General features: G+C 59.0%; 20 protein-coding genes. 17 read left to right on the top strand and 3 right to left on the bottom strand.

What is annotated here, in order from left to right; genetic code table 11:
• Window positions 1-1,120 precede the first annotated feature (1,120 nt).
• Together ACYCVF_RS33085 and ACYCVF_RS33090 are read left to right on the top strand one after the other, a co-directional pair.
• Window positions 1,121-2,692: a S10 family peptidase gene (locus tag ACYCVF_RS33085; RefSeq protein ID WP_459607050.1), complete on the top strand. Its 1,572-nt coding sequence runs from the start codon at window positions 1,121-1,123 to the stop codon at window positions 2,690-2,692.
• 552 nt (window positions 2,693-3,244) lie between these two features.
• On the top strand, window positions 3,245-4,582 hold the full coding sequence (locus ACYCVF_RS33090) for a CapA family protein (RefSeq protein WP_459607052.1): 1,338 nt from the start codon (window positions 3,245-3,247) through the stop codon (window positions 4,580-4,582).
• A gap of 399 nt (window positions 4,583-4,981) precedes the next feature.
• On the opposite strand, the gene phnF is transcribed toward ACYCVF_RS33090, so the two are convergent.
• Both phnF and ACYCVF_RS33100 read right to left on the bottom strand, forming a co-directional pair.
• Complete coding sequence (gene phnF, locus ACYCVF_RS33095) at window positions 4,982-5,716, bottom strand: phosphonate metabolism transcriptional regulator PhnF (RefSeq protein ID WP_459607054.1); 735 nt, start codon at window positions 5,714-5,716, stop codon at window positions 4,982-4,984.
• Window positions 5,717-5,737: 21 nt separating this feature from the next.
• Window positions 5,738-7,228, bottom strand: a complete 1,491-nt coding sequence (locus ACYCVF_RS33100; protein ID WP_459607056.1) for an alkaline phosphatase family protein — start codon at window positions 7,226-7,228, stop codon at window positions 5,738-5,740.
• Window positions 7,229-7,420: 192 nt separating this feature from the next.
• Between ACYCVF_RS33100 and ACYCVF_RS33105 the strand changes: the two genes are divergently transcribed.
• The 15 genes from ACYCVF_RS33105 (at window position 7,421) to ACYCVF_RS33175 (ending at window position 20,500) form a co-directional block, all read left to right on the top strand.
• Complete coding sequence (locus tag ACYCVF_RS33105) at window positions 7,421-8,980, top strand: ABC transporter substrate-binding protein (protein WP_459607058.1); 1,560 nt, start codon at window positions 7,421-7,423, stop codon at window positions 8,978-8,980.
• 11 nt (window positions 8,981-8,991) lie between these two features.
• On the top strand, window positions 8,992-10,044 hold the full coding sequence (locus tag ACYCVF_RS33110; RefSeq protein WP_459607060.1) for an ABC transporter ATP-binding protein: 1,053 nt from the start codon (window positions 8,992-8,994) through the stop codon (window positions 10,042-10,044).
• Entirely contained in the window at window positions 9,998-10,903 is a 906-nt protein-coding gene (locus ACYCVF_RS33115; RefSeq protein ID WP_459607062.1) for an ABC transporter ATP-binding protein, read from the top strand. Before ACYCVF_RS33110 ends, ACYCVF_RS33115 begins: the two co-directional genes overlap by 47 nt.
• On the top strand, window positions 10,900-11,835 hold the full coding sequence (locus tag ACYCVF_RS33120; RefSeq protein ID WP_459607064.1) for an ABC transporter permease: 936 nt from the start codon (window positions 10,900-10,902) through the stop codon (window positions 11,833-11,835). The genes ACYCVF_RS33115 and ACYCVF_RS33120 overlap by 4 nt, the downstream gene beginning before the upstream one ends.
• 11 nt (window positions 11,836-11,846) lie before the next feature.
• Window positions 11,847-12,782, top strand: a complete 936-nt coding sequence (locus ACYCVF_RS33125; protein ID WP_459607066.1) for an ABC transporter permease — start codon at window positions 11,847-11,849, stop codon at window positions 12,780-12,782.
• 182 nt (window positions 12,783-12,964) lie between these two features.
• Window positions 12,965-13,423: a phosphonate C-P lyase system protein PhnG gene (gene phnG, locus ACYCVF_RS33130; RefSeq protein ID WP_459607068.1), complete on the top strand. Its 459-nt coding sequence runs from the start codon at window positions 12,965-12,967 to the stop codon at window positions 13,421-13,423.
• Window positions 13,423-13,968, top strand: a complete 546-nt coding sequence (gene phnH, locus ACYCVF_RS33135; RefSeq protein ID WP_459607070.1) for a phosphonate C-P lyase system protein PhnH — start codon at window positions 13,423-13,425, stop codon at window positions 13,966-13,968. The genes phnG and phnH overlap by 1 nt, the downstream gene beginning before the upstream one ends.
• Complete coding sequence (locus ACYCVF_RS33140) at window positions 13,968-15,062, top strand: carbon-phosphorus lyase complex subunit PhnI (protein ID WP_459607072.1); 1,095 nt, start codon at window positions 13,968-13,970, stop codon at window positions 15,060-15,062. Before phnH ends, ACYCVF_RS33140 begins: the two co-directional genes overlap by 1 nt.
• A complete protein-coding gene (locus ACYCVF_RS33145; protein WP_459607074.1) occupies window positions 15,059-15,973 on the top strand; it encodes an alpha-D-ribose 1-methylphosphonate 5-phosphate C-P-lyase PhnJ in 915 nt (304 codons plus the stop codon). The genes ACYCVF_RS33140 and ACYCVF_RS33145 overlap by 4 nt, the downstream gene beginning before the upstream one ends.
• A complete protein-coding gene (locus ACYCVF_RS33150; protein WP_459607076.1) occupies window positions 15,970-16,797 on the top strand; it encodes an ATP-binding cassette domain-containing protein in 828 nt (275 codons plus the stop codon). The genes ACYCVF_RS33145 and ACYCVF_RS33150 overlap by 4 nt, the downstream gene beginning before the upstream one ends.
• Before the next feature lie 13 nt (window positions 16,798-16,810).
• Entirely contained in the window at window positions 16,811-17,557 is a 747-nt protein-coding gene (locus ACYCVF_RS33155; protein ID WP_459607078.1) for an ATP-binding cassette domain-containing protein, read from the top strand.
• Complete coding sequence (locus tag ACYCVF_RS33160) at window positions 17,544-18,785, top strand: alpha-D-ribose 1-methylphosphonate 5-triphosphate diphosphatase (RefSeq protein ID WP_459607080.1); 1,242 nt, start codon at window positions 17,544-17,546, stop codon at window positions 18,783-18,785. Before ACYCVF_RS33155 ends, ACYCVF_RS33160 begins: the two co-directional genes overlap by 14 nt.
• A gap of 175 nt (window positions 18,786-18,960) precedes the next feature.
• Window positions 18,961-19,311 carry a GntR family transcriptional regulator gene (locus ACYCVF_RS33165; RefSeq protein WP_459607082.1) on the top strand — a complete coding sequence of 117 codons (351 nt, stop codon included), beginning with the start codon at window positions 18,961-18,963 and terminating at the stop codon, window positions 19,309-19,311.
• On the top strand, window positions 19,271-19,675 hold the full coding sequence (locus ACYCVF_RS33170; protein ID WP_459607083.1) for a UTRA domain-containing protein: 405 nt from the start codon (window positions 19,271-19,273) through the stop codon (window positions 19,673-19,675). Before ACYCVF_RS33165 ends, ACYCVF_RS33170 begins: the two co-directional genes overlap by 41 nt.
• 135 nt (window positions 19,676-19,810) lie before the next feature.
• A complete protein-coding gene (locus ACYCVF_RS33175) occupies window positions 19,811-20,500 on the top strand; it encodes a peptidase C39 family protein (RefSeq protein ID WP_459607084.1) in 690 nt (229 codons plus the stop codon).
• A gap of 27 nt (window positions 20,501-20,527) precedes the next feature.
• Here ACYCVF_RS33175 and asnB read toward each other — a convergent pair whose 3' ends face one another.
• Window positions 20,528-22,429 (bottom strand): asparagine synthase (glutamine-hydrolyzing), encoded by a 1,902-nt coding sequence (gene asnB, locus ACYCVF_RS33180; protein WP_459607086.1) that lies wholly within the window; start codon window positions 22,427-22,429, stop codon window positions 20,528-20,530.
• Window positions 22,430-22,468: the final 39 nt, after the last annotated feature.

Consider the following 22,468-nt stretch of genomic DNA (forward strand, 5'->3'; position numbering starts at 1 on the left):
AGTTTTGTTAAGGCGCCACGATCGCTATGCCAGAGTAGCGTTGCATGTCCGACATTGTCGGAAACCACACAAGTGATGCAATTGCACATCCAAGAGTCTGTTTTGAAGATCCGGGATGGGTATTTCGTCGGATGAGGTTTCCACCCATCGCGGCGAGGGGCATGGCGTGAACGATGTCGATGCGCTTCTCGTACCCTTGACGACTTACGTCAAGAAGACGCGTCGCGCTTCGTCAGTGTGGAGATCATGCTTAGCCATGCAGGCCTCTCTTTGTCCGAGGCGCGGCCGCGCTGAACAGTTTGAACGGCAGTTTTTCCAAATTCAAGTTGATCGACTGCAACGACGCCGACCTCGCAGGGCTTTTGCGGACAATATTCTCGGGCATTCAGGGGCGCGTCCGCTGAAAGCGGACCGGGCTCTATACGCCGCACTTACCGAGTCTATCCGCAATTACATCTGCCGTGACCCAAAGCGCCATGTAGAGTGCGTCCAGCGCGCCTCAGGGAGTTCGATGGCGGTATCGCTGCTATCCGGCTGTCTCAGTTGACCGCGGTCCATAGGCGATTTCGGGACCGGATGCGTGACGCTGGCGTCTCAGTCGTAGTGACTCGCAAGAGTTTCAGCACATTGCAGCGGCTACTTCAGTACGCGGTTAGCCGAGACATGGTCGGCGTCAATGTCGCGCGTGGCATCAAGATTATCCCTCCTTCAAGGTCGTCGTCGAATGACGTCGCCTCGGCTTCAGCCAAGCTGCCGTGAGGTGGAATCAAGTGGGGCCACATTTTGACCTGCAGCGAAAGACCGTGACGGATAATCGAAGCCGGTGTGTCTGGCGGCGAGATCGGCCCGGTGACGGCGCGCGAACTCGTTGAAATGCCGGAAGCCGAATGAGGTAGGCTTTGTGCCATTGCGCAGGCGGCCCGTGCCCTCAGGAATAGAGGCGACTACTAGACTTAGTAGGTTTGTTGTTCCCGACTCTTAGCTAACTGAAGAGAGCCGTTTGGTAGATGCACCTCGTGCAACATAAGGCAGAACCACGACAGTCCAGGCTGTCCCGCAACCTTAAACCGTCGCAATCCGCCGCTGACAGAAAGGTGCAGCCGGACCGGGAGAAAACTCTATGCTGTTCGATTTAACCGCACTGCGCCACATCCCTCTTGCACTGGCCCTACTTGCGTGCACCGTGATGGGGAGCGCCCGCGCCGACGATCCGCCGCCGCGTCCCGACGCCCCGACGCCGGTCGGCCAGAAGGGCGGGCCCGGCGCGCGCAGCGCCAGCGCGCCGACTTCCCCATCGGGGGCCGAGCAGCATCGCCTGCCGCCGGATTCCACCACCAAACAGACGCTGGAGCTGCCCGGGCGGACGCTTCGTTTCATCGCGACTGCGGGCTCGATCCACGTGTTCGACCACAAGGGCGAGCCGCAGGCCGACATCGCCTACACCTCCTATCAGCTCGACGGCACAGATCACGCCACGCGTCCGGTGACGTTCCTCTTCAACGGCGGCCCCGGGTCATCCTCTGCTTGGCTGCAGTTCGGCAATGCCGGGCCATGGCGGCTGCCGATCGATGCGGAAACCGTCACAGCGTCCGCCTCGCCCGAGGTCAGGCCCAACGCCGAGACGTGGCTCGATTTCACCGACCTCGTGTTCATCGATCCCGTCGGTACCGGCTATAGCCGTTTCGTGGCGACGGGCGAAGATGTGCGCAGGCGGTTCTATTCGGTCGATGGTGACGCCAGTTCAATCGCGCTTGTGATCCGCCGCTGGCTCGAAAAGCACGAGCGGCTCTCCTCGCCGAAATATGTCGCGGGCGAAAGCTATGGCGGCATTCGCGGACCGAAGGTTGTGCGCAATCTGCAGATGGAGCAGGGCGTCGGCGTCAAGGGCCTGATCCTGCTCTCGCCGCTGTTCGACTACCGAGAGTTCACAAGCACGAGCCTTCTGGGACTTGTCGCATCGCTGCCAACCTATGTCGCGGTGGCCCGCGAAGCCAAGGGCGAGGACAGGGGGGCGGTCAAACGCGCCGATCTCGCCGATGTCGAAGCTTACGCGCGTGGCGAATTTTTGGCCGACCTCATCAAGGGCCAAGCAGACAAGGAGGCCACCAACCGTCTCGCCGACAAGGTCGCCGCTTTGACCGGCATTGACAAGGCCGTAAGCCGACGGCTCGCCGGGCGCTTTGACCGCGGCGCATTCCGCCGCGAGTTCGACCGCAAGAGCGGCAAGGTGACCGGCGGTTATGACGCCTCGGTGCGCGGCCTCGATCCCTATCCGGACTCGGATAGCTACCGCTTCGGCGATCCCTCGGGCGATGCGCTCGCGGCGCCGTTGAGCAGTGCCGCCGTCGATGTCCTGACGCGCAAGCTCAACTGGCGGCCGGACGGCTCGTATGAACTGCTCAACCGCGCGGTCACACGGGCGTGGGATTTCGGCCACCAGAGCCTCCCGGAGTCGCTTTCAGAGCTGCGCGAGATCCTTGCCACGGACGCGAAGATGAACGTGATGGTCGGGCACGGCCTGTTCGATATTGTTACGCCCTATTTCGGCTCGAAGCTGGCGCTCGATCAGTTGCCGCCCTTTGCGTCGGCGCCGCGGGTCAAACTCGCGGTTTATCCAGGCGGCCACATGTTCTATTCACGCGATGCCTCGCGCCAGGCCTTTCGTGCCGAGGTTGAAGCGATGATGAAGTAGGGCGTGTAAAGGCAGCAGCGCTTGAACATCTGCGCGCTGTTGGTGCCAAAGCCTGAGCCCGGTCACCGCGAATTGTTGCCGGAGATCGTGGGGTCGCAGGGGCTTGCCATCGTCAAGACCCGCGAGCTTGCGAGCCTTAGCGAAGTTGCCCTCCGACGTTACGGCGCTGGGGGATGATTTCGCGTCCGCACCAGAGGCACGAAATATTATGTGGCGGAGGAATCCAGACGTGGCCGGCCCTGCTGGCGTTAAGGCGCCTTCGCCACATTGTCTCGCCCGAGACATCAATGAGGATCGCGCTTCAGGCTCAACTTCCGGACATCATCACGCTCGATAGCGGTCTGAGCCTCCCAGAAGGCTAGAGGGGGCAGCTGCCACTCACCCCGCTCGGGACATGGTGGGCTGCTGTCGCGACTATCTGACCCCTACGCACAACTTTGATAATAGGTACCTAGGTATCTATATTGCTTCTGTTATATTGACAAGTTAAGGCTGGCTCGGACGGAGCGTGGGCCGCCCGGTCCTGCCAAAACAAAGAAAGGAAGTTCGCCGATGCCCGATATAAGTCTTCTTGCAACCGGGGACTCAATGTTGACCCGAGCGATTTCCGCAACGCCGGACGCTGCATTCCGAGACCTCGTCGCGCTCCTGAGAAACGCAGACGTGACTATCACCAATATTGAGATGACGTTTCCAGGACCCGGCCGTCAACCGTCGACGACGTTTCACGGCACCCCGCTGGGGGCGGATCCCAATCTGCTCTCGGAGTTCGAGTTCCTGGGCGTAAACCTCTTTGGGATCGCAAACAACCATGCCACGGACTACGGTACCAATGGTCTTATTGCGACCTTGGAGGCATTAGAGCGCAAAAACATGCGATACGCGGGCGCGGGGCGAACCCTGCGAGAGGCTCGGCAACCTTGCTATTTCGACGCAGCAGGCGGCCGAGTCGCGTTAATCGCGGCAGCATCGAGTAACGCCAGGTTGTCGGTCGCCGCCGATGCTGGGATCGGCGACGCCGGTCGACCTGGTATCGCGCCATTGCGCTTGCAGAAGACCCACTACGTCAAGACAGAACAATTTGAAGCTTTGCGCAAAATCCTGGCCGAGACCGGCGTGAACACCGAACCGGCCGGAACGAGGGCTCCGGGAAGCCATTTCGCCTATCCCGATCGCAACGTCTATGATCCTCCACCGCCGGGCGGCATAGCCGTGGAAAGCGTGCACTTCGTAGCCGACGATAATCCGCGGATACAAACGGACGTTTTGGAACGCGACGTGCAAGCGCTTGTCAGCGCAGTCGCCGAGGCAAGGCGGATGGCCGACATTGTCGTCGTGGCTCTTCACGGTCACGAGGGATTGCAGGGGAGCTGGAACACGGACGTTCCTGCCGGCTTCATGCAGCCGCTTGCGCGTCGGCTCATCGACGCGGGGGCCCATGCCATTATCGGGCATGGACCCCACATTTTGCGCGGGATCGAACTCTATCGAAATCGCCCGATTTTCTATTCGCTGGGCAACTTCGTCCACAACCTGGCGACCGGATCATTTCCGATCGAACTTTACGAGCAGCAGGGCATGCCGCTGTCATCGACACCTGTCGATCTTTATGACGTTATGCCAAGCTACAATATCAAGCCGCACTATTGGGAATCTGTCGTGGCCCAGTTCAACTTCGCTGCCGGCGAACTTGCCACGTTGGAGCTCCATCCTATTACAATGGGATATGGGCTTCCCAGAAGCCAACGGGGAACGCCGATGCTAGCGGACGCAGAGCACGGCGCTCGTATTCTCTCGCGGCTCGACAGCTTGTCGCGTCCCTTTGGGACGATGGTCGAGATCGATCGCCGCGACGGGCGGTGCTTGGGCCGGATGGCTGCGACGGGATAGGCCCTGCATTCAGGAAACCGCGAAGAACTGAAGCCGGTCGAAGTCGCCGACCGGCTGACGGCTAACCTTGGCTCTGACCGACAGCCTTATCTTAATCGACTGCGCCCGCGCTTAACCGCGGATCCATCCTGTCGCACGTTGTGGTGTATTTTGCGCCGCTCGCGTTTTATCGACGCCTCGTCGGTGCCGTCGAGATCGGAGAGGCCATATGCGCATTGCCAACGCCGTTGACGCCGCTCGACTCAAATCTGTAGCCCAACGGTCTGCTAGGCCAGCAAACCACCCGGCAGTTCGCTCAACCGCAGCGAGAGCCTCTAGGCCCTCGCTGTCCATATCGCGCGCCAGAAAGCGGCTGCTGGAGGCTTCCAATTTTCTGAAAGGCTTCCGATTTTTCATGAGCTATGAACGCGCCGTTCCCTTCTGCATTTTCTTGAAATCGATGAAAAAGCTTATCCTGGACGCGCAGAGTACGTTTTCTCCAAATTTTATTGGCGTGCCGTTAGCGCAGTCCAAATTCTCTTTGATGAATACGGGTTGAGTCATCGACATCCCGAGAAGGCGCGCCTCCGCTTCTGTCGGCATCCGCGCGTTGATCTGGACCCATTGCTGGGAATAAGCTGTGACGCCGACGCGCTTTAAAGCCTTCGAGATCGAATTGACTCCGGAGAATTCATCCAGCAGCCCGGGTACACGTTCCGCCGGAAAATAGCTGTGCGCGATCACGATCGGGATTTCGTCCTGGAAGCTCAAAGTTGTCATCAGAAGAACGTCATCGCCTACCTTTAGGTGGAGATGCTTTGCCAGACGCTCGTTCGCAGCGATTGTCTCCGATGAAAGAATGGAACGACGGGCCAGGCGACCGTGCGCGACAAGGTTGTCGGTGAGGCGGGTGCCGGCCGAGAGCAGGTAAGGGGTCGTGTTCTCCACGACAAAAGTCCCGCGTCCTTGCTCTACGCGAAGGATGCCTTTTTGCTCAAGTGCTCGGATGGCATATCGAACGGTGTGTCTGTTGACACCGTAAAGTCGGGCAAGTTCGATGTCGTTCGGCAGCTTGTCGCCAGGAGCAAAATTGCTAGAGGCGATATTCTCCTCGATCTTCGATCTAACGAACTCCCATCGTTTTCCCTGAAACATCAATTGTCTCTTTTGTTTAGTTCAACGCGTCTGAACGGTCGATTGGTCGCCGTTGCCGAGACTCCTAAACCATTGATAGTCGGTTCCTTTCAGATAGAGGTGCCCACCATAGCTGTCTCTGCGAACTTTGGCCGAGCGAACCGAATTGCTAACTGACACGCTGACATCTTCGACATGATCAGACGGCATCCCTTTGCAACTGAGAAGGGCTTCCTCGATCAGCCGCCCCTGGACTGTGACCGGAATCGGGAGGCCAAGACCAGTTAGTATAGTTGGCGCGAGATCGACAATGCCCGTGGGAGTCGTCAGCGTTCCTTGGCGGAACCAATCCCCAGCAAAGATGCCGAGGGCTGACAGTTCATAGGAGGTAAGACCGCCATGCATTCCTACGCCGACCGGGTAGGAGCCGTCATAGAACACGGTCTCGGGATCGCAGCCGGGGTCTATCGCGGCGCAGTCGCCAAGAACGAATGATAAGTCCGGGCTTCTCGCATGTTCGAACATCACGGCCGAATGGGGAAGTGTGCCCACGATGCGGGGAATTTCGCCGGGCATCGTTCGCGAAAATCCGACCCCGTACCAAGGTGCTGCCGAAAGGCAGGCATGGATCTCGCCGAGCAGTCCCACATCCTGATCCCGGACCCATAGATTGACCGCCCGTTGTGGCTTGACGACGACGTCGGCGCCCGCCTCTAACGTGTCGGCGACCTTGAATCCTGCCTTGCCAAGATGGTCGGCAACGCAGACATTCTTGCCGATGATTGCATGGCCGTGGTCTGAAGCGGCGATGAGTTGAACCCGATCGCTTCTCCTGGCGCCCTCCCACCAATCGAGGATACGTCCAAACTCCTGATCGACCTTGGAAAGAACGTGTCGTGCGCTGGGATGCACCAATCCGAACATGTGGTAGCTGATGTCCGGCTCGGAGAGCCAAAGGAGCGTGAGTTCGGGAACCACCTCGCTTGTGACGTAGGACAGAAAGCCGTCGACAACACGTTTGATCGTCTGCAACGCTGGCTGTTCTGCAACGGGAAGTTCCGGGAAGCGGGACGCAATCCCGCGGATGATCGGATTGCTTCCAAAACGTTGCGCATCGTGAACCCAATAGGCAGGCCCGCCGGTTTGCCAATTGCCCCAGTTGGACAGGCCCCATGAGCCCTGCGACTGAGATCCAATGGCAAGCATCGTCTTTCCATGCTTGGCCAAAACCTCTCCAATCGCGACGGAGGTCATGACACCGCCCTGCCTACTTCCAAGAGACAGAAGCGCCGGGAGAGACGCGCCGTCGATCGCGGCTCCATTGGCGAAGAATTTGTTTGCCACGATTCCATGACGGCCGGCATGGCTGCCTGTCGCGAGCGCCGCCGACGATACGCGCGTTTCGCTTGGAAACGACGCCGTATGATCACCGAGAACGAGACCCAGTTTCGCAAATGCGCAAAGATTGGGAGTTATTTTCTCGGCAAGCTGGTCGGGACGTAGCCCGTCGAAAACCACGACTACGAATTTCATTCGCGCATGCCTCTTGTTGCGGCCCTTATTGCTCTCTCCATAGTCTTCCAAAAAAAGCAGGTCGAGCAAAAAATTAGGTACCTAGGTATCTAGGCAACTGTGTTATTTCTGTCATATAAGTCAGCTATCTGCTCTCGGTGAGGTCCGTCCACAGGTCTGCGGGCCCCGAAACCGGAGCAGAGGAGCTTGGTCATGATGGCGCCATCACGTCGCAACATTTTGAAGATGATCGGGGGAGCAAGTTTGCTCCCTTGCGTCATGCCTGCTCTGGCCCAGGCGACCTCGGCGGCGCGGTTGCGGGTCGCCATGCAGGACCTGCGCACGGAGCTGGATCCCTTGCATCCTCGCGCAAGCGCGTTATCGAGCTTTCGCGTTCTGGAGAGCGTGCACGACAAGCTGTTCAGCATAGACTATCAGAACGGCGCCAAGCTGAAGCCGATGCTCGCCGAAGCGATTGAGACGACAGACAGCGTCGTATTCAACGTTCGCCTGCGCCAGGGTGTCAAGTTCCACAACGGCGACGAACTGACGGCTGATGATGTGGCATTCACCTTTGGTTCTGAACGCATGCTTCGAAAGGATGCCCCTGGCTATGGCATTGGGCAGGTCACGTTCCCAACCCTCGCAGAAGTCAAGGTGCTCGATCGCTACAACGTGGAATTCAAGACGAAGGGACCAGATCCGGTTTTCTGGATGAGGTTCACTTCCTACGGCGGCGGGGTCATTTGCAAGTCTGCCTATCTGAAGGCAGCGAGCTTCGACCAATGGGCGAAGTCCCCGGTTGGCGCCGGCCCCTACCGGCTCGTTGAGTCATCGGAAAACAACTACATCAAGCTGGAGGCCCACCCCGAGTATTGGGGCGGTCGGCCGCCGCTTTCGGCAATCGAGTTTCGGATGGTGCGAGAGCCAGCCGCGCGCGTCGCCGGCCTTCGCGCCGGTGACTTCGATCTCATCACGACGATCGCGCCAGATCAGTTTGATGTCATCACGGCCGACAAGCGCCTGGACATCGTCGGTGGCGATACGGTTTCGTTCCGTACGATGCAGTACGATTCACTGAGCAATCCCGTGCTTCGCGACCCGAAGCTGAGGCGTGCTCTCAATCTCTCGATCGATAGGCAAGGATTGGTCAAGAGCATATGGCATGGGCGGATTTCGATCCCCCGGTCCCATCAGCAGCCGGTCTACGGCGCCCTCTATAGTCCGGACAGGCCGATCCCCGCGTATGATCCGGCGCGCGCGCAGCAGTTGATTAAGGAAGCCGGATACAAGGGTGAGAAGATCCTCTTCAAGACAGTCGGCGACTACTACACTGCAGAGCTTGCGGAGACGCAAGTCATGGCTGCGATGTGGAATGCCGTCGGCCTCAATGTTGAGATTCAGCGGAAGGAAAACTGGGCCCAGGTGATGGACGAAAAGCCTCGCTGGATCAACAATTCCTCAGACGGCACCTATTTCCCCGATCCAACGGCGTCCTTCTCGTCGCGTTGGGGCGCGAGCAGCGCCTTCCAGAGGAGCGGGTACTGGAAGAACGACCGGTTCAACGAACTGGAGAAAACTCTTGTAGGTTCGCTCGACACGGCCGAGCGTCGTCGAGCCTATCAGGAGATGTTGGACATTTTCGACGAGGTTGATCCGCCGGGCACCGTCCTGCACTCGCTTGCTGAGTTCTTTGGAAAGCGGTCCGACTTGAAATGGTCGCCGACACCAACCGGCCTTCTGGACTTTCGCCCGGGCACGATCGCCTCGTAATGGAGACGCTTGTGTCATTCACCGCGTCACCCAGTGCCGAACCCACCCTCGCCGATATGGCGAGGGTGCCCGGCACCGAGTCCGGCGTAGTGCAGCCGAGCTTGCCGCTCAGGACACAGCCGCTTCTCCAAGTATCCGGCCTCGATGTCTGGACAGCGGGATCTCACGAGGAAGTTCGGCTGCTGGAGTCCATCTCGCTGACCATTCAGGAGGGCGAGTTTTTCGCGTTGGTGGGTGAAAGCGGTAGCGGCAAAAGCCTGCTGTGTTCGACGCTAATGGGCATCTTGCCCACCAATCTCAGTGCTCGCGGGGACATATATTTCGATAGCGGGCCATTGGCGGCGGTGGACCGCAGGTCACGCGCAATGATCTTCCAGCAGCCCAGCCGATACCTCAATCCGGTCAGAACCATCGGTTTTCAGTTGACTGAAACCGTTCGCATTATTTCGCGAGGCTCGACACACGAAGCACGCGAACGCGCGATGGCCCTCCTCGAAGCCGTCGGAATTGAAGATCCGCGTTCGACGATGAAAAAATATCCACACGAACTCTCCGGCGGCATGAATCAGAGGGTGATGATTGCACTCGCCCTTGCACGTCGCCCCCGACTTCTGATTGCCGATGAGCCGACCTCAGCACTCGACGTTACGACGCAACGTCAGATCATGGATCTGATCGAGAAGTTGCGAGCAGACTGGAACATGGCGGTTCTCTTCGTAACGCATGATCTAAATCTGGCAATAGAACGCTCGGATCGTATCGGGGTGATCTACGCAGGCGAGCTCATCGAAATGGGAGCCACCGACGCGATCGCACAACAGCCGCTGCACCCTTATACGAGAAACCTTTTCTCCGCCGTTCCGGAAATTTCGCTCAATAAGGTCAAGCTCGTTGCCTTGGCCGGCGGTGTACCGGACCCAGCCATAAGAGGTCCAGGCTGTCATTTTGCGCCCCGCTGCGCACACGCGGTAGAGGCATGTGCGCGCGTCAAACCCGCGTTCCCAGACGCGCTAAGTCATGCAGCAGCCTGCCACAACCTTGGGCTCGATCATGCGGCATCATAACAGAAGCGAGCTAGACGGCGTTAACGCCCAACCGCTTCTCCGGCTTGAAAGAGTCGGGTTTGACTACGGGCGCGGGCAGGTGCGCGCGCATCAAACCCTGAGCGATATCAGTTTTTCCGTCAGACGAGGGCAAGCCCTCGGCCTGATCGGCCAGTCGGGTAGTGGCAAGAGTACGATTGCGAAGCTGGTGCTGGGACTGGCAAAGCCGCGCGAGGGCGCGATTCTATTCGAGGGAAAGCCCGTCACCCCGCAAGGTCTCCGGTCGTTCCGGAAAAGAGCACAGCCGATCTTCCAGAACCCCATGGATGCACTGGATCCGCGGATGAAGATTGGCGATCAACTGATGGAGCCCCTTCTTGCTAACTTCCGGCTGCCGCGTTCAGAACGGCTGGAGCGGATCGCGACCGCACTTCAAGATGTCGGTCTTTCTCTCGAGATCGCCGAAAAGCGCCCACGCCAGATCAGTGGCGGCCAAGCGCAGCGTGTGACCATCGCCCGCGCGCTTCTTCTGGAGCCCGATCTGTTGATTTGCGATGAGCCTGTGTCCGCTCTCGACATGACCGTACAGGCGCAAATCCTCAATCTCCTGTGTGAACTGCGTGAGCAGCAGGGTCTGAGCCTTTTGTTCATCAGCCATGACATCAGGGCGGTGTCTTACCTATGCTCCGAGATCGTTGTGCTGCATCGCGGCCGCATCGTCGAAGCCGGGATGCGGGACGACGTCCTCCTTCATCCTCAGGCCGAATACACGCAGACCCTCATAGCCTCGGTCCCCAAACAGTCTCAGCGTTTGCCGTCCGTCGCGGGAGCGGATCGGCCTATCTTGAGAGAGCTGACCGACGATGGGGGGCCGCAATGATCAGCTCCCTCCTTAGGTTTACCTGGATCAAACTGCTACGCGCAGCTTTATCGATCGCCTTGATGGTCACGTGCGTATTCGTGTTGCTGCGCAGCGTCGGGGACCCGGTGACAATCTTTCTCGGACCAGATGCGACGCCGGACATGAGGATCGCCTATGCCCGTGAACTTGGCTTGGATAAGCCGATTTTGCAGCAGTATTTGGCCTATGCTGAGAACATCCTCCACGGCAGCTTCGGCCGCTCCTACATTTATCACCGTGATGCGCTGACGGTGGTTTTCGACAACCTGGGAGCGACGCTGACCCTGATGGCGACGTCGTTGGCGCTTGCTGTCGTGATGGGACTTGGAGCGGGGATCATCGCCGCGATGTTTCGCCGCAAATTCGTCGACCGTCTCGTGACGATCGTCAGCTCAGTTGGTCTTTGTGTCCCCGCATTCTTTCTTGCCCTCGTTCTCATGCTCGTCTTCTCGATCGAGCTGAGACTGCTGCCCACCAACGGTGCACAAAGCTGGTCCAGCCTGATCTTGCCCGCCATCACGGTGGCAGCTGCAAATTCTGCAGTGCTAGCCCGATATACGCGCACGGTGCTGGCTGAGGCTCTTGACAGTCCGTTCGTGGTGGCGGCGAAAACCCGCGACATACCGAGTTGGCGTATTCTGGTGCATCACGCCTTGCCCAACGCAGCCATTCCCATCCTGACGGTCCTCGGACTCATGGTGGGTGGTCTGGTCACGGGATCGATCGTTGTCGAGACGGTGTTTTCCTGGCCGGGGATCGGAAATCTCTTCATCAGCTCCATCGGAAACCGGGACATTCCAGTCGTGCAGGCGATCGTCATCCTGGCCGGTGCGGTGATGGTTTTGACCAACCTTGTCGTGGATGTCCTCTACGTCGTCGTCGATCCGCGCGCGCGCAGATCCGATCATTGATGGAGATCGAAATGTCTGATGTTTCCGTGAAAGCGGCTCTGCCTCCGGCGCGACTTGTTTCCGTGAATGCGGCTCTGCCTTCGCAGCGAGTTTCATCGAATGTGCAGTGGTGGCGCGAAGCGGACGTTTCGGTGAAGCTTTCGATGTTCTGGATCATGGGCTGCGTTCTCGTTGCCATCGTGGCCCAGCAGATCGCCCCATACGATCCCGCAGCGATTGACCTCAACGCCCGCTTGCAGCCGCCGATCCTGTTGGGTGGCGCCTGGACCCACGCCCTGGGCACCGATGATCTTGGCCGTGATGTGCTGTCCAGGTTGCTCTACTCGGTCCAGATAACTGTCGCGGTGGCGGTGGCCGGCACGATCATCAGTACCTCGCTGGGAACGCTGTTAGGCTTTCTGGCGGCGGAGCTGGGGAGTGCGGTCGACGAATGCGTCACCGCGTTCGTCGATATGCAAGCAGCCATGCCGTTTATGATCGTTGCGTTGCTGTTGATCGCCGTTTTCGGCAACTCGATTCTCCTCTTCGTCTTTGTTCTCGGCCTCTACGGGTGGGAGCGACACGCGCGCGTGGTGCGAGGCGCCGCGCTAACCACGAGAAATCACCTCTACGTAATCGCCGCGCGGACCTACAACGCCTCGAGAATCCGGATCTATCGCAAGCACGTGCTGCCCTCATGCCTGCCAACGATCGTTGCGGGCATGACCATAGGCCTCACGCAGATAGTTCTACTGGAGGGCACGTTGAGCTTTCTCGGATTGGGCATCCAGCCTCCGATGTCCAGCCTCGGTAACATGGTTGGCTTCGGACGTGGATACCTGATGACCGCGTGGTGGATCGCTGTTCTTCCTGGCCTGGTGATCGCGGCGACAGCGTTGGCGCTGATGCTTCTGAGTGATTTTTTACGTGACCGAAACTGGTCGGCGAATGATCACATCAAACAATGAGGCGTAGCAGTGTCTGAACAAGGCAATGCCTTGGTGGTCGTGCATTTCGAAAGATTTCCCGTTTTGGCCCTGCCGAAGAACGGCATGTCGTGCTGGCCAGAACGAGGTCGATGGCAGCACTGCCACACCCATCCGACAGAAAGAGCCGAAGCGCGCACTCTTCAGGATAGAGAACTGGCATAATGACAGAGAAGCCCGTACGCGATCTCATCGCCAGCGGTTTCGATCACCGGCGTGCACTTGAAATTCTTGCATCGGCCCGACCAGCCGCGATCAAGGCCTGCGCCGAGAAGGTTCTCGATGGCCTCGGCGAGGTGGCGGTTCTGGCCAATCGCACTGGGCTCGCGATGCTGCCTTATGAAGACACTGTCAGGGGCACAACCTTCCACCTCGGTGAGGTCCTCGTCGCGGAGGCTCATATCCAGGTGCCTGACTGGGACGTCGAGGGCTATGGCGCGGTTGTGGGCAGGGATCTTGAACATGCGATGGGGATGGCCGTGATTGATGCCGCAATCGCGGCCGACCAGAGCATTTCGTCGATTCTCGAACTGCTCATCGCGGAATCTGCCCACCAGGAACGAGCGGATAGAGAGCGACTGAGGAAAGTCGAAGCCACCCGCGTCGAGATGGAGACTTTCTGATGAGCGTCTCTCTTCAACCGACCACCGAGGACAGCCGGACTAACACCACGTTCGAAGAAGTAATGTGGGCCTTGAGCAGACCCGGGCTCGTCCGAACGCTCCCGTCCGCCGGGCTTGCAGCGATCGGGGAAAGCCTGCTCGATGCGGAATGCTCTTTCGCGGTCGTGGACGATGCAGAATTCGCACGTGTCCTGAGCAAGACCGGAGCTCGAAGCGCACCGATGCAGGAGGCAGATTATGTCTTCGCCACGGCAGACACAGCAGAAAAGACTTCGCAGTTCGCGAAGTTGCGGATTGGCACGCTAAATTATCCCGACCATGCGGCCACCTTGTTCATACCCGCCCGATTCGGTTTCGGCGCTCGTCTGATGCTGAGCGGTCCAGGCATCAAAGACAGCGTTACGGTCGCCGTCGACGGCATCGATCCTTCCTTCTGGCGTGTGCGCGCCCAAGCCGTTCGTTATCCGCTCGGCTGGGACGTCTATCTCGTCGATGGCGATCGCGTGATCGGCCTTCCCCGCTCGACCAGAATCGAGGTGCGTTGATGGCCTATGTGGCAACCCGTGGCGGCGAACGCGCCATTGAACAATCGGAACGGCTGTTTCGTGAAGATCTCGATGCCGTCGACCTCGAGCGAGTGACCGCTATTCGTAAGAGTCTGCCCTACTTGATCGATCGCGTCATGGGCGAAGCGTCGCTCTATGAACCGGATCTGGCTGCGCTCGCGTTGGCGCAGGCGGGGGGAGACCAATACGAAGCCGTATTGCTGCTCAGGGCGTACCGAACGACGCAACCCCGAATCGGCTTCGCCAAACCGGTTAGCCAGCCGGACCTCTTCACCGTGCGCCGCATTTCCGCGGCATTTAAAGACATTCCGGGAGGACAGCTCCTCGGGCCGACGCTGGACTATTCCCACCGGCTGCTTCAGGTCGGCGTCCTCAAGGGCAAGGCGTTCGTCCGGGAACCAGTGATCCCGGCAGACAAACCCGCGCCTGCAACCCAGCCGTCCTTGACCGCTTGGCAAAGGGCGCAGGGTCTCATCACGGACCATCCCGTCGAGACAATACCTCTGGAAGAGGTTCCTGACATCACCCGCCAGCCTCTGCTCTTCCCGGTAAGCCGTGCGCACAAGCTGCAGAGCCTCGCACGGGCAGATACGGGCGGCACGATGGCGCTTGGATTCTCCACAATGCGCGGATACGGCGCTGTCCATCCTACCGTTAATGAGCTTAGGCTCGCCGAAGCCCCGGTTCGGCTTCGCCATCCGCGTGGCACGGTCTTTAGCGCGGGGCGTGTCCGCGTCAGCCAGGCCGAAATTGTTTCCAAGTCGAAGAGCCTGGAATTGGGATTCTCGGCCACCCTTGGCTGGAATGAGGTCAAGGTCATCGCTGCGGCGTCGCTCGACGTTGCTTCGAGCCAACCGGATTCGCACCCGGCCGCGACAGACGAGTTCATCCTTTACCATACTGAGCCGGTCGAAGGATCTGGCTTCTGTCTTCACTTCAAGCTTCCCCACTACGTGACGTTCCAATCGGCCCTCGATACCTACCGACGCGTCAAGACTGACCGCGACGGCGCTGCGGAGAAAGCTCCACCTGCGCCGCAAGTGGTACCGAAAGAGAAGGAGGTCACGCAGTGAAACTCCAAGAACTGACAAAGGAGTGGGCGGACTTCAACTACGGCTTTCTCGACGAGTCAGCCAAACGCGAAATTCGCCGTCGCATTCTCAAGGCGATTGCCGTACCGGGCTATCAGGTCCCATATGCCAGCCGCGAGGTGCCTATGGCACGCGGCTGGGGGACGGGCGGCCTTCAAGTCACGCTGACGCTCCTGAAACCGACTTCGGTCGTCAAGGTGATCGATCAGGGCGCTGACGATTCGGTCAATGCGTGCAGCATCCGCAAATTCTTTGGACGCGTCGGGGGCTGCGTCGAGACCATGGACGCCCGTGAGGCCACGATTGTCCAGTCGCGCCATCGCATTCCGGAAGAAAAGCTGGGCGACCAGCAGGTCCTGGTCTTGCAGGTCCCGAACCCGGAGCCGCTCCGTCCGGTGCAGCCGGACATGTCCGTTGCGAGGGTCATGCATGGCGACGCCGACTACGGCCAACTCTGGCTGATCCTTTACGAGCAGCTTGTGAAGTTCGGCCGCATCATGAAGGCCGACCAGTATCCAAGCCTGGTGAATGGGCGGCACGTAATCACACCCTCGCCGATCCCTCGCTGGGACGTATTGAAGCTGCACCAGGCAGAGCACTTGACCATTCTTGCGGCGGGCGGCGAGAAGCGGATCTACGCCGTGCCGCCCTATACGAAGGTCGAGCCCCTTGTCTTCGACGATGTGCCCTACCGCGTCGAGGATCACCAGGACAAGACCTGCTATCGCAGCAACGTCACCGGCTTCTTCATGAACGAGCTGCCGCAGGACGACGGCTCTTCAAAATTCGAGCTTTCCGACAGCAATTTTGCCGCCAAGCACATCCGCAAGGCGGAAGGGGAGGCGGTCGAGATCGGCGAAACCTGGTACAAGAACGGAAGGATGGACAAGTGACAGGCCTGAACATTCAAAGCGCAGCGGGCCTGACGCGTCAGCAGCCACGGCTGATGCTGGCCAAGCCTATGCTGACGATGCGCGGGATCAAGCACAAGTTTGGCGCAGTTCAGGCGCTTGGCGGTGTCGACGTCACCGTCTATCCCGGCGAGGTGCTGGGTATCGTAGGCGAATCCGGCTCGGGCAAATCGACTCTGCTTCGCATGATGAACCTCGAGGACACGCCGGCCGCCGGCCATTATCACCTGGCGCTGTCGGGCCAGGAGGATCGCAACCTGTTTACGTTCGATCGCTTCGAGCGGCGGATGTTGCGAGCCCGTCACATCGGTATCGTCTATCAGAACCCGCATCTGGGCCTGCTGATGAACCATTCCAGCAGCGGCAATGTCGCCGAACGACTGCTGATTGCCGGCAACCGCAATTTCGCTGACCTGCGGGAAAGGGCGAGGCAATCGCTGGATGCATCAGAGTTTCCGGTCGAGCGCATGGACGCGACGCCACACGAGCTTTCCGGCGGCATGCAGCAACGCGTCCAGCTGGCGAAGGCAATCGCGCTGGAGCCTGCGGTGCTTCTGCTCGACGAGCCAACCACCGGTCTCGACGTCAGCGTGCAGGCGCTCGTGCTCGATACGCTGAAACGGCTGCAGCGGGATCGCGCCATCACCATGGTCCTGGTTTCGCACGATCTCGGTGTCATTCGCACCATGGCAGACCGGGTTATGGTCATGCGGCGTGGCATGGTCGTTGAACAGGGGCTGGCGGACCAGATCTTCCAGGATCCTCAGCACGCCTACACCCAACAGCTCGTCCACGCCAAGCTATAAAGAACCTAACGAAATGAACATTCAACTCAATGCCCGGTGGGACGCGACGCAAGTGCTGCGTGTCGAAAATCTCTCGAAGCAATTCGAAATGCATCATCTGAAGCGAACGCTGTTTGCTTTCGAGAATATCGACTTCGAGCTTCGTGAGGGGGAATTCATCCTGCTTAAAGGCGAAAACGGCGCCGGCAAGTCAACGCTGCTGCGAACACTTTATAGATCTTACCTGCCGCGGGCAGGCCACGTCTATTACCACACGAAGGAAGGCGTCATCGATCTTGCCGCCGCGGCCGACGTCGACATTGCCATTCTGCGGCGCAGGGAAATTGGTTTTGTGACGCAGTTTCTCAACGCCCGGCCGCGCGTCGCGGCGGAAGAGATCGTAGCCGAACCGCTTAGGCTTGCCGGCACACCCCATGCGGAGGCTCTGGTCCAAGCTCGCCGCTCGCTGGCTGGTTTCGGCGTAAAGAAGGGGCTCTGGGCCGCCTACCCCTCTACGTTTTCCGGCGGCGAGCAGCAGAAGGTCAACCTTGCCCGGGCACTGATCCTGCCGCAGCGGTTGCTGCTCCTCGATGAGCCGACCGCCTCGCTCGACCGCGACGCTCGCCGCGCACTGGTCGATCGACTGGCGGAGCTTAAGGCGTCCGGCGTCGCGATGATCGGCGTCTTCCATCATCGTGAGGACGTGGTCGACCTGATCGACCGGGAGATCTATCTCAAGGCGATCAAGATCGAGGACGAGGCGGACCATGTGGCTGAATGATTTCGAGATCGTTCTCCAAGATCGCGTCATCGAACGGGGCGCTGTCCGAATCGAGGAGGGGCTGATAGCCGAAATCCGCGAAACTCCAGTTGCGGGCGCGGATGTCGAAGGTGCTGGCGGACTGCTGCTGCCTGGTTTTGTCGATATGCATGGTGATATGATTGAGAAGGAAGTCGAGCCACGTGCCAATGTGCGCATGCCGCTGGAACTTGGCATCCGCGACCTCGACAAGAAGCTCGCCTCCAGCGGCATTACGACGGCCTATGCGGCGCTCGCCTTCACTCCGGCGATCGACGGCCGGCTGCGCTCGGTCGAGCACACCACCGCGCTCATCGAGGCCTTGACATCCAAGCGTGACGAGTTGCTGGTCGACCACCGCGTTCACGGCCGCTTCGAGGTGACCTTCCCCTCGGCGATGAGCATCGCCGAAAAGCTCATGGAGGGCGGCGCACTTAATCTGATTTCACTGATGGATCATACGCCTGGCCAGGGACAGTACCGCGACATCGCAATTCATGTCGCCAATATAGCCAAGGCACAAAAGATCAGTGAAGCCCAGGCATCCGAACTCGTGAAGCAGCGCATCGCCGATCGCACCGAACGAGGTGACGCGATGCGCGTTATCTCCGGCCTTGCGAAGTTGGCGAGAGCACGTGGTGTTGCGATCGCGTCCCATGACGATGATCGTCTCGAGAAGGTCTCGTTGATGCACGCGATCGGCGCTGCCATCAGCGAGTTTCCGATCACCATCGAAGCCGCGGTCGAGGCGCGACGGCTCGGTCTGGCAACCGCGATGGGCGCTCCCAATGCCCTGCGTGGCCTGTCCTATTCCGGTAATCTCTCGGCGCGCGATGCCTACAAGGCGGGGGTCTTGGATATCCTCGCCAGTGACTACCATCCTTCGGCCATTCTGCCGGCAGTGATTGCGCTTGGCGAAACGGGTGAAGGCGGGCTTGCGAAAGCAGTCGCTTTGGCGAGTGCCAATCCGGCCAAGGTACTGGGATTACATGACCGCGGCTCGATCGCGGAGGGACTCCGCGCCGATCTCGTCATCGCTGGGCGTGGCAGCATGCCGCGCGTCCGCGCCACTCTGCGCGCCGGCAGATTGATCTATCTCGACACGGCTTTCTTCCGATGCCCTCCGTTCGTTCCGTGCCTGAAGCTCGGGCGTCACGATGGCCGGGACAAACTCGGTCGCAGCCGCTCGCTCGACTGCTCTGCGTTGTAGGGCGCTTTAGGCCCTTGGAGACGCCCTTAGCGGAGCATAGCGTGTCGACGCGACAGAGCCGAGATAGCCATCGTGGGCGCCTCTTTGTGAAGAGAATCGAATACGATTGGTCGATGCCTAACCAGATTGAGTGCCCACGCGCGTGAGACTCGTGTGATGATAAGAGAGATGATCGATGTTTCAAGGAAAGCGATGGGAGTTTGTCAAAACGCAAATCGAGGAAAGCATTGCCTCGAAGAGCTTTGCGCCGGGCGAAAAGCCGCCGAATGATGTCGATCTCGCCCGGCTGTACGGGGTCAACCGACATACGGTTCGATACGCCATCCGAGCGCTTGAAGAGAAGGGCATTCTCCGTGTCGAGCAGGGGAGAGGGACATTCGTGGTGGAAAACACGACGCCGTACCTGCTGTCCGCCAACACGCGACTGACCACAACCTCGTCGCTCATGGCCATTTGGCCCGCCGAAAAATGCTATCTTGGAAACAATGGTTGCGGACGAGCGCCTGGCAAAGCATCTCGATCTTGAGATCGGAGACAATGTGCTCTTCATCAGAACCTCGAGCTTTCAAGACGAGATACCGATCGTGATCGCAAATAGCGACTTCCCAGCTCAACGCGTGCCTGGACTGCTGGACGAGTTTTCTGGCGCAATCTCGATTTCCAAAGCACTGAAGCGCGTCGGCGTCGGCTCCTATTCGCAGCAATGGGTACAAATCAGCGCCAGAATGCCAACGCAGAAGAAGCCCGCCTGTCCGGGATGTCTACTGCCACGCCGGTCTTCATCAATGAAAATCTCGATCGCTCCGAGGGCGCACCGATCAAACTCGGTGAGAACGTACTATGCGCCTCCAGGATCAACTTCCTTATTGACTTCATTGATCTTCGGATGAGGTGAGATCCATGGGCGGCCGTGCCCGACGGCGAGTTTCTGCAGGTGCCGCCGCAGGGACCTCTGGTTTCCTGCAACTCGTCAGTCGCTATGAAAATGACCCCGAACGTCTTCAACATCTATCTAAGGAGCTGTCATGTCGAACCTGGGGGCCGAGGGTTTAAGTGGTCAAATCGTGAGACACATTCCCTTGTATCGGCAAAGAAGGAACTATACCTGCGGACCATCGTCGCTGATGATGGTTATGTCCGCGCTGGATGAGAGATACCAGCCGAATGCCAAAGCCGAGCTTGAGCTATGGCGGGAGGCAACGACTATCCATGGAGGTTGCGGGCCCGTTGGTCTCGCATTGGCGCTGAAACGACGCAGGTTCGCGGCGGTTGTTGTCGTGAGCCACGGAGGGGTGTTTCTTGAGACTCGCGCTTCGCGAACGGAAGAGATAGAGGCGATTCGGATTCTCCAGGAGCGAGATCTGGCCGAGGCCAATGAGCGTGGAGTCCACGTATATGTTGGAAATTACAGCCTGCATGATCTCTCGAACTGGATGGCAGAGGGATGGTATCCTATCGTGATGATCAGCATTGAATTCGAAGGTAAGACCGTCACTCACTGGGTGGTGATCACCGGAGTTGATGCCGATTACGTATTCTTCAATGATCCCCTGAAAGACCAAGCGCATGGGGATGATGCCACCCGTGTCGACCACGCAACCTTTGCCGACATGAATGAGTTCGGACCGAAGCGCGAAAGGGCGGTCGTTCTCGCGGGCCTCCCCCAAATGGCAAGCATTGAGCTCTCGCTTCCCAAGATCAATCTCGACCTGTAGGTCGTTGCGCGCGGATTGTATCGCCTCCTACCCACTTGAGGACTGTAATTGACGAAGGAAGATCTCAAGATTGCAAATCAACCAGAGTTGTCTTCCAAATGCATCGTTCGCGGTGCGAGAGCGCTCCCCATACCATCGTCGGAGAGCGCCGATATCGAGATAATCAGCGATGGCGGCGGATCCTCCGAAGATTAAGTCGCGAAACGGTGTCGAGCATTCGTTGGTCGCCCAATGGCCTAAGGGTAACGGAAACCCGAGCTTCTTCCTCGCGGTTACGCTGGTCGGGAGGCGAGTTCTGTACAGAGCGCGTAGCGCAGACTTTGTGACGTCGAGTGTTTCGCTGAATTCCTGAATAGGTGCGAAGGCCGCTCGGACTGGCGACCAGGCGTCCTTCCAACGCAAGTGTTCTGAGGCAGGCATGCCAAGAGCTAGCGCAACGATTCGATGATCTGTGAAAGGTACGCGCCCTTCGACGCCGGCGGCCATCGTCGTGTTGTCGACCATTTCGAGCAGTGCCGGTAGATGATGACGCACGAAGAACAGCCTGATGCGATCATCAGGAGTGGCGCCGCCTGAATGGTAGTCAATGCTCATCCAATTAAGCAACTCCGCATCATCCGCGAGCTCTGCTCTCCACGCGGATGTCGCTAGTTGCAGCTTCTCGGATTGGGCGAAGTAGGTGTATCGCGAGAGAAAAAAGTCGAACTCCTTCGTTTCGGCCCTGGGTAAACCGAAGCGCCGACGCGCCCGGCAGGCAATGACGTCTGGCAAGGCGGACAAGAACGCTTGGCGTTGTAAGTCAAATGGCAGTCTGAAAATTCGGCTATACCCAGAGAAGATCTCGTCGGCGCCCTCGCCGGTAAGAAGAACTTTGTGCGAGTGCGCGGCCGCCTGAGCGAGTAAATACATCGCCCCTTCATTGTGCATGCCGATTGGGTGACCTCGTAGCGCGGTAAGGCGTTGGATGGTGTCAAGGCTCGTCGCGGCGGGCAGCTGTACCAAAACATGCGGTAGCTTGAGAGACTCCGCCACTTCGATCGCATAGCGACTTTCGTCGTACGCGTCACCAGCTACCATTCCGGTGAAACATGTCGGCTTTTGTTCAGAGCGCCTTGAGAGCTCGAAAGCCAAGACGCTGGAGTCCAGGCCGCCGGAAAGCAGCGCTGCGACGGGAGTGTCGCCCACCAGATGCTCTTCTACGGCACTGCCGATCAAGGCGCCCAACGAGGAGCACGCGTCCTTGTCGTCTGAGCGAGCGGGATCCCACCACCGCGCATGCTCGTGCGATTGGGCGGTTATCTTTAGCCAGGTGCCGGGTTGCAGCTTACGAGCGTCCGTAAAAAGAGTTCTCTCGCCGAAGACGGCACGAAAAGAAAGAAAACTGGACAGTCCAACCGGATCGAGCTTCGAGCGAACCCCAGGCCAACGAAGAAGGGCCGACGGTTGCGAAGCAAAGACGAAGCCGCGGTTCGTTTGAGCGTAGTATAGCGGTTTAATTCCAAGCCGATCTCTGACAAGGAATGCTGTTCCGCTCCTTTTGTCGTAGATAGCGAATGCGAACATTCCCCGTAGACGTTCGAGGCAATCAATACCCCAACAAGCGAATGCCTTGCATATGACCTCCGTGTCGGACTCAGTACGAAACCGGTACCCGCGTTGCAGCAAGTCGCGCCTCACGTCACGGTAGTTGTAGATCTCCCCGTTGTACGTGATTGCGATGTCCAATTCCCGATCAAGGAAAGGTTGGTTCGACCGACTGTTTAGGTCGATGATGGCAAGCCTTTGATGCGCAAAAGCAAAGGATGGAGTCACATAAACACCGTTCGCGTCGGGTCCTCGATGGACAAGCGTCTGAATGCAACGAGCGACCTCACGCGCGGTCGCCGCCTCGTCAGCGACCCGTCCGACAAATCCGAAAATTGCGCACAAATGTCCGTCCTCCTACCCCGAGCTGATTGCCTGATCCCC

This window comes from Bradyrhizobium cedriense, assembly GCF_054602315.1.

Excerpts from the sequence above, each read along its gene's own strand:
- ACYCVF_RS33085 (WP_459607050.1), top strand. The coding sequence starts at position 1,121 with ATGCTGTTCGATTTAACCGCACTGCGCCACATCCCTCTTGCACTGGCC.
- ACYCVF_RS33090 (WP_459607052.1), top strand. The coding sequence starts at position 3,245 with ATGCCCGATATAAGTCTTCTTGCAACCGGGGACTCAATGTTGACCCGA.
- phnF (WP_459607054.1), bottom strand. The coding sequence starts at position 5,716 with ATGTTTCAGGGAAAACGATGGGAGTTCGTTAGATCGAAGATCGAGGAG.
- ACYCVF_RS33100 (WP_459607056.1), bottom strand. The coding sequence starts at position 7,228 with ATGAAATTCGTAGTCGTGGTTTTCGACGGGCTACGTCCCGACCAGCTT.
- ACYCVF_RS33105 (WP_459607058.1), top strand. The coding sequence starts at position 7,421 with ATGATGGCGCCATCACGTCGCAACATTTTGAAGATGATCGGGGGAGCA.
- ACYCVF_RS33115 (WP_459607062.1), top strand. The coding sequence starts at position 9,998 with ATGCAGCAGCCTGCCACAACCTTGGGCTCGATCATGCGGCATCATAAC.
- ACYCVF_RS33120 (WP_459607064.1), top strand. The coding sequence starts at position 10,900 with ATGATCAGCTCCCTCCTTAGGTTTACCTGGATCAAACTGCTACGCGCA.
- ACYCVF_RS33125 (WP_459607066.1), top strand. The coding sequence starts at position 11,847 with ATGTCTGATGTTTCCGTGAAAGCGGCTCTGCCTCCGGCGCGACTTGTT.
- phnG (WP_459607068.1), top strand. The coding sequence starts at position 12,965 with ATGACAGAGAAGCCCGTACGCGATCTCATCGCCAGCGGTTTCGATCAC.
- phnH (WP_459607070.1), top strand. The coding sequence starts at position 13,423 with ATGAGCGTCTCTCTTCAACCGACCACCGAGGACAGCCGGACTAACACC.
- ACYCVF_RS33140 (WP_459607072.1), top strand. The coding sequence starts at position 13,968 with ATGGCCTATGTGGCAACCCGTGGCGGCGAACGCGCCATTGAACAATCG.
- ACYCVF_RS33155 (WP_459607078.1), top strand. The coding sequence starts at position 16,811 with ATGAACATTCAACTCAATGCCCGGTGGGACGCGACGCAAGTGCTGCGT.
- ACYCVF_RS33160 (WP_459607080.1), top strand. The coding sequence starts at position 17,544 with ATGTGGCTGAATGATTTCGAGATCGTTCTCCAAGATCGCGTCATCGAA.
- ACYCVF_RS33165 (WP_459607082.1), top strand. The coding sequence starts at position 18,961 with ATGTTTCAAGGAAAGCGATGGGAGTTTGTCAAAACGCAAATCGAGGAA.
- ACYCVF_RS33170 (WP_459607083.1), top strand. The coding sequence starts at position 19,271 with ATGGTTGCGGACGAGCGCCTGGCAAAGCATCTCGATCTTGAGATCGGA.
- ACYCVF_RS33175 (WP_459607084.1), top strand. The coding sequence starts at position 19,811 with ATGTCGAACCTGGGGGCCGAGGGTTTAAGTGGTCAAATCGTGAGACAC.